General features: G+C 57.9%; 11 protein-coding genes. All 11 read right to left on the bottom strand.

The annotated features are described in order from the left end of the window. Positions 1-792 (bottom strand): aldehyde dehydrogenase family protein (locus tag B0G71_RS40855; protein ID WP_116150236.1); only part of this gene is annotated, 792 nt, incomplete at its 3' end. Between the two features lie 392 nt (positions 793-1184). Continuing rightward, positions 1185-2210: an FAD-binding oxidoreductase gene (locus tag B0G71_RS40850; RefSeq protein WP_181917009.1), complete on the bottom strand. Its 1026-nt coding sequence runs from the start codon at positions 2208-2210 to the stop codon at positions 1185-1187. 63 nt (positions 2211-2273) lie between these two features. Beyond that, on the bottom strand, positions 2274-3293 hold the full coding sequence (dmpG, locus tag B0G71_RS40845) for a 4-hydroxy-2-oxovalerate aldolase (protein WP_116150232.1): 1020 nt from the start codon (positions 3291-3293) through the stop codon (positions 2274-2276). Positions 3294-3324: 31 nt separating this feature from the next. Next, on the bottom strand, positions 3325-4281 hold the full coding sequence (locus tag B0G71_RS40840) for an acetaldehyde dehydrogenase (acetylating) (RefSeq protein WP_116150230.1): 957 nt from the start codon (positions 4279-4281) through the stop codon (positions 3325-3327). 23 nt (positions 4282-4304) lie between these two features. After that, a complete protein-coding gene (locus tag B0G71_RS40835) occupies positions 4305-6182 on the bottom strand; it encodes a feruloyl-CoA synthase (RefSeq protein WP_258875878.1) in 1878 nt (625 codons plus the stop codon). Positions 6183-6255: 73 nt separating this feature from the next. Then, the gene (locus tag B0G71_RS40830) at positions 6256-7038 is read right to left on the bottom strand and encodes a 2-keto-4-pentenoate hydratase (RefSeq protein ID WP_116150226.1); all 783 of its coding nucleotides are present in this window, start codon (positions 7036-7038) and stop codon (positions 6256-6258) included. 46 nt (positions 7039-7084) lie between these two features. Next, positions 7085-8092 (bottom strand): nitronate monooxygenase family protein, encoded by a 1008-nt coding sequence (locus tag B0G71_RS40825; protein WP_116150225.1) that lies wholly within the window; start codon positions 8090-8092, stop codon positions 7085-7087. A 23-nt stretch (positions 8093-8115) separates the two neighbouring features. Continuing rightward, positions 8116-8922, bottom strand: coding sequence for a 3-(cis-5,6-dihydroxycyclohexa-1,3-dien-1-yl)propanoate dehydrogenase (gene hcaB, locus B0G71_RS40820; protein ID WP_116150223.1), 807 nt, complete (start codon positions 8920-8922; stop codon positions 8116-8118). A gap of 2 nt (positions 8923-8924) precedes the next feature. Beyond that, positions 8925-9473, bottom strand: coding sequence for a 3-phenylpropionate/cinnamic acid dioxygenase subunit beta (locus B0G71_RS40815; protein WP_116150222.1), 549 nt, complete (start codon positions 9471-9473; stop codon positions 8925-8927). After that, positions 9470-10873, bottom strand: coding sequence for an aromatic ring-hydroxylating dioxygenase subunit alpha (locus B0G71_RS40810; RefSeq protein ID WP_116150220.1), 1404 nt, complete (start codon positions 10871-10873; stop codon positions 9470-9472). The genes B0G71_RS40815 and B0G71_RS40810 overlap by 4 nt, the downstream gene beginning before the upstream one ends. Before the next feature lie 9 nt (positions 10874-10882). Beyond that, positions 10883-11227: a non-heme iron oxygenase ferredoxin subunit gene (locus B0G71_RS40805; RefSeq protein WP_116150218.1), complete on the bottom strand. Its 345-nt coding sequence runs from the start codon at positions 11225-11227 to the stop codon at positions 10883-10885. Position 11228: the final 1 nt, after the last annotated feature.

Below are 11228 nucleotides of genomic sequence, written 5' to 3'. Positions count from 1 at the left end.
GATATGACGGGCCACGCTTCTTACATCGACGTCGTCTAGCACAATTGCCGCATCGTTTCCGCCCAGTTCCAATGTCAAACGTTTAACGGTGTCGGAGGCGGAGCGCATAATCGATCGTCCTGTATTCGTTGACCCTGTAAATGAAACTTTCGCGACGTCCGGATGCGCCGTCAGAATGGGACCGATATCCCCGCCATCCGCCAGGACGTTAACGACTCCCGCCGGCACGATGTCCGCAACGAGTTCGCCGAACCGCAGGGACGAGAGCGGCGTCGTCGGACTTGGCTTGAGAACCAATGTGTTCCCTGCTATCAATGCTGGCGCCAGCTTGTACACACCCATCAGCAAAGGGAAGTTCCATGCCGTGATTGCCAAAACCACTCCAAGAGGCCGTCGATGAATCTCGGCACGCTGCCCGACGTCGTCCTGGACGACCTGCGGCTTGAAATCGGATTCAGCAAAATAGCGCAGCACACCAGATGCCATCTGAACCTCGATCGCGGCATCTTTCAGAGGCTTACCCTGTTCGAGCGTGATGAGCATCGTCAACTCATCGGCGTTCTGATCGATTGCATCGGCGATCTTCAACAGTATTTCGCGGCGCTGTCCGAGCGCCGTATCGCGCCAGGCTGGCCATGCACGACGCGCTGCTGCTACAGCATCTGCGGCATCGCTCGCGGTTGCACGAACGCAACGTGCGATCACCTCTTCATTGGCCGGGTTGACGACCTCGAGGTCGGTGTTCTGTCCGCGAAGAATACCGCCGATAAGCATGCGAAATTTGCTAGACATTCCGTGTCTCCTTCTCGTGGCATGGGGCCGGCAAGACCATCTAACAAGAGGCGCCGCATGGAGCGCGCGACGATCCCTCGCGCCTATACCGGATATTTATCTATTTGTGCAAATTAACCAGTTCAGATTTTTGTGTCAAATATTTTCTGGCTAGGGTCTTCACCTAATACGATAGACTATAGGGTAAACCGGCCTAATTCCGATGCTTTTTGGCCTTCTGAGGCCGCACGCGAAGAAACGAGCCTTGCACCAGAAATGGCGATCCGGGTGGACTACGGTGATGACAACGATGACAAATATAGATAGTTATCTATTACTGAGCGTGAATTCAGACGAGGCAATTCCAGACGGCTCATCCTCCGCCTCCCTCTGCCCATCGCCGACAAAGTCCGTCAGGTCGCCTCGGCCGTCTGTGATTGCTGCGGCGTCGGGATCGTCGTGACAAAGGCGTCACTGAAAAAGGATTGCGGAGGCAAGCGATTCTCGTCGGTGAAAGCTGTCCGAGCTGCATCAACCATCAAGGGATTCCCGCACGCATAAACTTCCAGCCCCGACATATCCGGGAAATCTTCCTGGACGGCAGCATGCACGAATCCCTTTCTGCCTTGCCAGTCATCGCCGGGGTTTGAGATCACGGGAATGAAGCTAAAGCTCGCGGACTGCCCGACCCAATCGAGCGCACCCGCGAGCCCGTAGAGGTCTTCAGGCCGTAGCCCTCCCCAATACAGCGCAGCACCTCTGGACTGCAAGAGGGAGCCATGGCTACGGATAATCGAGAGGATTGGCGCGAAGCCGGTCCCTGACGCAAGCAAAATAACAGGGGTAGTCGAAGTACTCAGCTTGAACGTTCCAAAAGGCCCTTCGATACGTAGCAAATCCCGAGGCTTGAGGTTGTTGTAGACATGCTGTGAGAACCGGCCGCCCGGCAGGGCGCGCACATGCAGTTCGACCTGGCCACCGGCATTAGGCGAATTGGCCATTGAATAGCTGCGACGCGTGCCGTCCTTCAGGATGACATCCAGATACTGACCAGGCTCGAACATAAACGGCTGGGTTATGGGGATCTGAAGCCTGACGAGGCTGACGTCCCGGCTTACTCGACTGACTGACGTCACTCTCGCAGCTGCGGCGATCACCGGCCGACCTGGTGTTGCTGTGACTTCAGGCGCCTCGATGACCAAGTCGCCGCTAGGGCGAGCGACACAGGTGAGGCAGTGGCCTGCGCGTATGGAATCGAGATCCACATTGTCTGGATAGCGCACCTCACCTTGAACGACTCTCACCTCGCATGCGCGACACTCGCCGCGCCGGCAACTATGCCGGGGGAAAAAGCCCGCTGTCATTGCCGCATCAAGGATTGTGGCCTCGCCACCGCATTGCAACTCGACGCCGGCTGGGTTGATCGTAATAGTGTGCATAACCATAAATCCGTTGGGTCCACCTAAAGGCACGGGCATAGGCGCTACGCCCGCTGCTTTCGATCAAGCTACCTTTTCCCGCTGCTTAAGATCCAGTGCAACATCCACGATCATGTCTTCCTGACCACCGACCATCCGCCGGCGGCCCAATTCAACTAGGATGTCGACCGTCTTGAGGCCGTGCTGGCCGGCCGCTTTCTCGGCATGCCGTAGAAAGCTGGAATACACGCCGGCATATCCGAGCGCCAGCGTCTCGCGGTCTACGCGCACGGGTCTGTCCTGCAGCGGCCGAACGATGTCGTCAGCGGCGTCCAGCAACGTATAAAGATCACATCCATGCGTCCAGCCCATGCGCTCTGCCGCCGCCACAAAAACTTCCAGTGGCGCGTTTCCGGCTCCAGCGCCCATCCCGGCAAGACTTGCGTCGACTCGGTCGCATCCTTCCTCCACTGCAACGATTGAGTTTGCAACGCCCAGACTAAGGTTGTGGTGCGCGTGCATCCCTGTCTGCGTGGACGGGTCGAGGACCTCTTTCAAAGCGCGGAACCGGTCACGCACATCGTTCATCGTGAGCGCTCCGCCTGAGTCGACGACGTATATGCACGTTGCGCCGTAGCTCTCCATCAGCTTCGCCTGGTGGGCCAGATCGGCCGGCGTCGTCATGTGACTCATCATCAGGAAGCCGACTGTATCCATGCCCAGCGTCCGCGCAAACTCGATGTGCTGGCGAGAGATGTCCGCTTCCGTGCAATGCGTCGCGACGCGCACAATACGGGCACCTGCGTCGTACGCCTGCTGCAAGTCGTGGATCGTCCCGATGCCAGGAATAAGCAGTGTCGCAACCGTTGCATGTTTAACCGTTTCGGCAACCGCCGAGATCCACTCCAGGTCGGTATGTGCACCGAACCCGTAGTTGAATGACGAGCCCTGCAGTCCGTCGCCATGCGCAACTTCAATCGAGTCGACCCGCGCGGCATCGAGCGCAGCAGCAATTCGCTTCACGTCTGCAACGCTGTACTGGTGACGGATAGCGTGCGAACCATCGCGCAGCGTCACATCCGAGATATAGATTTTGTCTTTCATGAATCAGGCTCCGTCGTCAGAAGGGCGCCGCTCAGGCGGGCAAAAGGGTGGAGGCGTCAAGACGTCGTCTGGCGAGACGCTCGCCCGTGGCCAGCGCAGCTGAAGTCATGATGTCCAGATTCCCGGCATAGGCCGGCAGGTAGTGTGCAGCTCCTTCGACTTCGAGGAATACGGTCGTCTTGAGCCCTTCCATCAGACCGACGCCTGGGACGTTAAGCTTGCTTTGCGCGCCAAATCGTTCAAACTGCACCCGCTGCTTGAGCCGATAGCCCGGCACGTAGGAGTTCACACGCTGGACCATCGCTTCCACCGCCTGCTCGATAACTGCCTCATCGCCCGCATGGGAGAACGTATAGACCGTGTCGCGCATAAGTAAAGGCGGCTCTGCCGGATTAAGGATGATGATGGCTTTACCTTTTTTGGCCCCACCCACGACTTCGAGCGCCTTCGAGGTCGTTTCCGTAAACTCATCAATATTGGCTCGTGTCCCGGGGCCTGCGGAGCGGCTAGAAATCGATGCGACGATTTCGGCGTACGCGACCTCTGTCGTAGATGCGATGGCAGCGACGATCGGAATCGTGGCCTGACCACCGCATGTCACCATGTTGACGTTCAGCGCATCGATGTTCTGCTCGAGATTGACGACCGGGACACAATACGGGCCGATCGCCGCCGGCGTCAGGTCAACCATCAGAATGTCAAGCTTCCTTTCGCGGAGTACCCTATCGTTTGACACGTGAGCGCTCGCCGAGGTCGCATCAAAGACAATATCGATATGCTGAAAGACCGGTATGTCGACCAGCCCCGGTACACCAGACGAGCAGACCGGCACACCCAGCCTCGCGGCGCGAGCGAGGCCGTCTGAATTCGGATCAATCCCGACCATGACGCCCATCTCGATGTGCGTGCCATGACGCATCACCTTGATCATCAGGTCCGTGCCAATGTTGCCGGAACCGACAATCGCTGCTTTAAGTTTTCTTGACATCCTTGCTATCCTTTACAGATTGGTCACTGAACGCGAATCACTGCGTCGGCGTCACTAAATAGCGTCTGCACTTCAAGTTCTCGAAGTGCGAGGACGACACGCTGGTTGACGTAACCTTTATCGGTAACCTCTCCCAGCTCTAGCGACGGGGGCGCTGACAGAAGTAATGCACGCGCGGGTTTCTGCGATGAACCGACGTTCGCAGAAAGACTCTTTAACTGCTTGGTCAGCACATCGCGAACTCCCTCGCGATGCACTAGCTCGGCTCCCGTCATTGCGCCTTCGGCGTCCTGCGCCAAAGCTCTCAAGGCCGGCCCCGGAAAGATCAGGATGCCGATCTCATCCCGGTCATGCCCAGCAATCACAATGTCCTGCGCATACGGCGCAAGACCGGACAAGATTCGCAGTCGGAGGGGGCCCACCGACACCCATGTCCCCGTTGTGAGCTTGAAATCTTCAGCGACACGGCCATCGAAAATGATCCCGGCGTTGGGATCATCCGCACGGGCGAGCTGGCCAGCATCGCCAATTCGATAGAAACCTTCCTCGTCGAACGCCTCGGCAGTTTTTTCGGGATCGCCCCGATATTCGGCGAAGACGGATTCACCCCGAACACGCATTTCGAGTTTCCCGTGCGCCGGCACGAACTTGAGTTCGACGCCAGGAACCGGCACGCCGATGTTCTTCGCATCGCTGGATTCGAAATGGGCGCTGGTAACGACAGGCGCCGTTTCCGTGGATCCCCACTCTGTTGTCAGGAAGATTCGACGAGGACCGACCTGTGCCGCCACGGCGCGGAGACGGTCCGCTGTTTTCTGTGGCAAAGCCGCGGCCGCAAAAAACAGCATCTGCAACCGACCGAACAGCGCGTCTGCAAGCGAAGGATCATTCTCGAGGTACGGAAGCAATGCATCGAACCCCTTGGGCACATTGAAGAAAAGCGTCGGCCTGACTTCCCGAATGTTTTCAAGTGTGCGCTCAATTTTTCCGGGCATCGGCCGGCCGTCATCGATATAGAGCGTGCCCCCGTTTCGCAAAACCAGATTGAAGTTGTGGTTCGCTCCGAACGTATGGCTCCAGGGCAGCCAGTCCAGAACAACCGGACTATGCTGATCGACGAAGTGCCAACATTGCGAGATCATCTGCTGATTCGCACAGAGCATCTGGTGGGTGTTGACTACAAGTTTCGGTTTTCCTGTAGACCCGGACGTCAGTAGCATTCTTGCGGGCGTACTCCCGAGGATCTTCTCGAATGCAGCGTCTACCGCGGAAGTCGCCGGGGCAGCGATCAGCGTCTCAAACGACAACGCATCTGCCGGCGAATTAAGCGTGTATACCGCCGGCGCGGCCGCGCCATAGTTTCCGATAACATCACCGTAGTGGCTGGCATCTTCTGCGTAGATCAGACACGGATTGATTTGATCCAGCATTGAATAAAGCCTGCTGCGGCCGGATGCGACTCGCGAGTATGCCGAAGAGATGATCGAAATCGACCCGCCCACGTGCATGACCGCAAGGCTCAACAGCCCCAAGTTGACACTATTGTCGGATAGCGCAACGATTGGACGGCCGAAGTCGAGCTCAAGATCGAGCAGCGACTGTCCGATACGCCTCACCTGCTCTAGCGCTTGCGCGTAAGTGACAGTCCGCCATGTACGCGAACCCTCAATTGAAGATCGTTCGGCCAGAAACACTGCATCCGGCGTGCGGCTCGCCCACCGGCACAGCCAGTCGCCGATGCATCTGTCGTAGGGAAGCAGTCGTTCGGCAGAGCGCAGCACGAAGCTGCCGTCTCCCCGATGTTCGCGGACAATATTTGGTTTTGCAAGGCCGCTGACTCCGCCAAGGGGCAAATGGGTCTGATAATCAGCCATGTCTCGCTCAGATGTCGCAATGCTCACGGACCGTCTCCTTGACGCGCAACGTTCTGGTTTCAATTCGCCAACGCACTTCTGTCTCCTCTTTGCGATGCCACTAGGCGATACGACAGGACACCTGTCCCAGTCCACCGATCTCGACCTCGAGGCGATCCCCGGCTCTGATTGGAAACATGGGCCCCAGTGCGCCTGAAAGCACGACGTCTCCGGCGTTCAGCGGCTGCCCCAGTCGCGCGAGAGTCTTGGCAAGCCACCAAGCTGAAAAAAGGGGATTACCCATACAGGCGGCGCCATTGCCCTCCGACACGATTTCGTCGCTTTTTTTGAACTGCATCGTGCAGGCAGCGAGGTCAAGGTCCGTTAACAATCGTGGGGTGGCACCGAGCACATAAAGCCCGCAGGACGCGTTATCGGCGATGGTGTCCGATAACGTGATCTTCCAGTCAGCGATCGCACTGTCAACGATCTCGATCGCGGGCAGCACGAATTCAATCGAAGTTAGAAACTGCCCCCAACTGACGGCGACTTCGTTCAGGTCGCGGCCAAAAACAAAGGCGATCTCACCCTCTGCCTTTGGCTGAAGCAACCTGTCGGCAGCCAACTCGGCACCGCTCACAAATTCCATGTCGTCGAACAGAACACCGAAATCCGGCTGATCGACACCGAGTTGCTTCTGAACCGCCGTCGACGTCAAGCCGATCTTCTTGCCAGTGATGCGCCGACCGTGCGCGACAGCGATTTTCGTATTTAATTCCGCAACCGCGTAGGCGTCGTCCAACCCCCGGATATCGAAAGTGTCGGATATCGGAGGAATAGTCTGGCGCTGATTTCGCGCCGTCAGTAAGGCCTCAGCTGCCTTTGCCACGTTCACACTGCCCATCTGTGACTCCCTGGTTTCATTTCTTGCGTCCGACGTCAGCGTTGCGCTAATTGCTGGTCATCTTCGTGTCGTCCGAATACTGCCGTTCGAGCAGGCGCAATGTTTCCCCCTCCCGCCCGATGCATCGGCAATATTCTTCAAGCAGCTGGTCGACGACGTCAGACACCGGCTTGATCGTGTCGATAGCGCCTACGCCATGCCCGGCAGACCACACATCTTTCCACGCCTTGGGTGCCGTGCTGATGTCGCCGGAGAAGTCGATCTTCTTCTCCTCCTTCAATTGATCACTGGTGATGCCAGCTGACTCGAGCGTGCTTCGCAGCCAGTTCGCACTGACGCCCGAGACTGCCTTCGACAGGACAAGATCCTCCATCGCGCTCTGGACAAGCGATTCGCGGTACTCGGGAACAGCCGCGCTCTCCGGGGTCGCGATGAACCGCGTTCCCAGCACCGCGAAGTCCGCCCCAATCAGTTGAGCGGCACGAATGTGCGTGCCGGTCGAAACGGCACCCGCTAGGCCTATGGGTCCGTCCCAGAACCTTCTCACCTCGTCGATGAAAGCAAATGGATGGTACGTCCCGGTGTGTCCGCCAGCGCCGGACGTTACAAGGATCAGACCATCAACCCCAGCTTCGACGGCTTTTCGCGCGAGGCGAACATCGATCACATCGGCCATAACAAAGCCGCCGTATCCATGCACTGTCTCGAGCACCCGGCGCGGACTTCCCAAAGCAGTGGTCACCATAGCTGGCTTATATTTCTTAACCAGATCGAGCTCTGCATCAAAGCGGTCATAACTGCTATGAACGATCATGTTGAGTGCCCAGGGCACGCCACCATCTGCCCGCGCGGCTTGCGCAATTCCCGCCAGCGCTACGTCCAGCGCCGCGATATTCCGCGCATTGGGTGCAGCATAGGTTCCCAGGATGCCGGCACGCGAAGCGGCACTTACCAGAGCCGGCGTGGAGACGAGGAACATTGGGGCGGCCATTACTGGCAACGCTAGCCCCTTGAAAAGTGTCCGCAGTTCGTCGGATGAATTGCGCGATGTCATTGGCTTGCTTTGCTCCCTTTGATCTATGCACGACGGGCTGGACGGCCGCGCACTTCCCAGCCTCCATCGCTCTGAATGATCTCTGCCGTAGTGGCTCGCGAGTTTTCGCGCGACGCGAGTAAGACATAGTGGCCCGTATGGTCTTCCGGCTGCGCGATGAAGCCTAGCGGGACAGCTTCTGCAACAGCATCCGAAAAACCGGGAATGTCGGATAGAAGCCGATCTGCCTTTCCGAGGGACTCCGGTCCTTTAAGTGGGGTGACCGTCCCTCCGGGCGCAACGCCGTTTACCCGTACGTCCGGGGCAAGTTCATACGCAAGTTGACGAATGAGGCCGACGCATGCGTGTTTCGACGCCACATAAACAGGCCCTCCTCCGCCGGCGTAAAAGCTGGCGTTGGACAGCGTGAAAATCATGCTGCCATTCGTCTCGCGTAAAGCGGGCGCTGAAGCGTGGGCGGCCAGAAGATAGCCCAGCACGTTCACCGCAAATACCTCTTCAAAAGTGGCCTTGGCGGTCGCCCCATCGAATTTCCGCAGCGATGCGAAGTGGTCCCAAACGCCTGCGTTTCCGACCATGGTGTCGAGCTTCCCGAAGGCTTTTGTCGTGGCTCTCACGGCTTCTTCATTAGCGTCGGGCGACCGGACATCGCCAACGGTGATCGCAATCCGGTCTCCAAACTCTTCTCGCATCGCGTCAGCCTGGGCGCCGTTGCGGATCAGGACGCCGACACCGCTCGCGCCTTCCGCTATGAATCTACGTAGCACGGCGCGCCCGATTCCTGAGTTGGCGCCAGTGATCAGCGCTACGTCGTTTTTTAGCCAGTCCATAGTCAGAGAAAGGTATTCAGATTTTTGGACATAAAAAGCGACTGCGTAATGACGATCTTCCGGCGTGCAATTGAAAATGCACCGTCACCATAGCGCAGTACATCTTCCCGGCGCCCCAGAAGGAGGTCGTTATCTGCTTCGCCTCGGCTGCGGTAGTTGACGAATACCGAGTGAACCAAATATTCGTCCGGTTCTCTACCCTCATAGGCTTCAACGTTGCTGATAACGTGGACATGCCGAGTAGGAGGGTCTTCAGCCCACGCTGACGGCTGCATGAAGCGGGCAACCCGGCGCGTCAGGTCGAGACGGTTATCGTCGAAGTACGCACCCCTGCCGGGGGCGTATGCAGCCAGCTTGTCAGCACGGCGCCTGTTCTCAATAGCGGGCATCCAGTAGTGGATGTCCTCCGACGTCAGCGCCAGCCAGTCACTCCATCGCTCGCTGTCGAGCAACCGCGCCTCATAGAACAGAAACTGCTCGATCTTGTGGGCGATCTCGCGGTTGACCGGCTCGATACCCGGCTTTTGCCCGATATCCGATTCGACGTTCATGCCGTCTCCCGCGAGTCGGTGTGCATGAATGCCGGCTCGGGCAACCGCGGCGCATCCCGCTGCGGGACCTCAGACCAGTCGCGCGCTTCGAGCAGGTCGCGCCACCGCTGATAGAAAGCACGATGATTGGCTTCGTTTACCTGATTACGGTAGACATTTCCCGGCAGAGAACTGCCCTCGAGCTTTGTCTCCCTGCCCAAGCCCATGTAAAGGCTCTGCTGGCGAGTCACGAATCCCGCGTTGGTGCGAGTCGAGAACTCGAAGTTTTCTCCGTCGTCCATTTCGAACACGCCCGACGGCGAAAAGGTCATCATCGTTCCTTTAAGCCAACGGTCCTTGATCTCCTGCGGTGCGCTCTTGTTAACGATCGTCCACGTATGCAGTTCGATCTTCCCGGGGCCACGTGGATGCCACACGCGGAACGTGTTCTGCCCAGGGAGGAAAGACAGGTTCGGAAAGACGCTGACCGACGAGATCGAGCCAATCATCTTTGACCGGATTTCTCCAAGCCGCCGCGCAACGGTCGGCTGGATCCCGTACAGGTACTTCCTGATTTCCTTGTCCCCGAGCGTCGCGGCATTGCCGACGGTATCCAGGTTGAACTCCCAGCCGTGCCCATTGAAATTCACGTGATAGGAGTCCGGGTCACTATGAACATCTGCGACCGGTCCGCCCAACATGGCTCGCGCGGCTGAGTCATGCGTCCAAAGAGCGTGGTAAATATCGCCAATAAAGTTTTCGACCGGGATCTTCCAGTTGCAATTGATCACGGACTTTACGCATCCACCGACAAACTCGGTCCCCTGGCCGTCCATATCAAGCATGACGTCGAGATAGAACCGGAAATCACCAAGCCATTCGTCCAGTGGAGGCGCGTTGGGGTCCAGATTGCCAAACACCAATCCCTTGTAGCTAGCCATCTGCGCAACCGGATGGAGACTGTGTTCAGCCTTGTCCATGCCACTTGCCGTGAAGAGCGCTTCACCCGCCATTCCTCTGAGCGCGCCGTCGATTCCAAAGCTCCAGCCGTGGTAGTTGCAGACAAAACTCCGAGCGTTTCCGGCATCGGTGAAATTCAACTTGTTTCCGCGGTGCGGGCACGTGTTGAGGAATGCCTTGATACTCGCATCTTTCTGACGGACCACGATGACGTTATCTTCCGCCATGTAGGTCGTGACGTAGTCACCGCTCTTCGGAATCTGCGACTCGTGAGCCAGAAAGAGCCAACTGCGAGCGAAGATCTTCTCGAGTTCCTGCTCGTAAATCCGGTGGTCCCAATACACCCGTCGAGACAGGCGTCCCTCCTTGAGATCGATGAGATCGTCGAGGAACGGGAGGGGATCAGACACCGCGTCGCGGATCGTCCGCGAACAGGCGTTTGAACATTCATGGTCACTCATATCAACTCCTCATATCGCAGACGCGGCTTCTGCCGCCTCGGCGTCGAGGTCTGCATACACCTCTTCGCCTTCTTCGATGACGTGGTAGGTCCGCAGATCCACCGTGCAAGGGAACGCCACTGCCTGACCTGATGGGATGTGGAACTGCCCGTCATGAATCGGACAGGCGATCAGGTCGCCGTCTACGATTTCCCCTTCGGATAGCGACGCCGTCGCATGCGTGCAAACGTCGCTTGTCGCGTAGAAGCGGCCCTCGATGTTGTAGACGGCCAGCGGGCAACCTTGCACGTCGACTTTCTTCACCGCGCCCGGCGCCACGTTTTCACGCGTTAGAAGAAAAACCTTGTTTGTCATT

Origin of the sequence: Paraburkholderia sp. BL27I4N3 (assembly GCF_003386115.1) — a bacterium.
Classification (GTDB): Bacteria; Pseudomonadota; Gammaproteobacteria; order Burkholderiales; family Burkholderiaceae; genus Paraburkholderia.
This window is presented reverse-complemented; position numbering and strand designations above follow the sequence as displayed.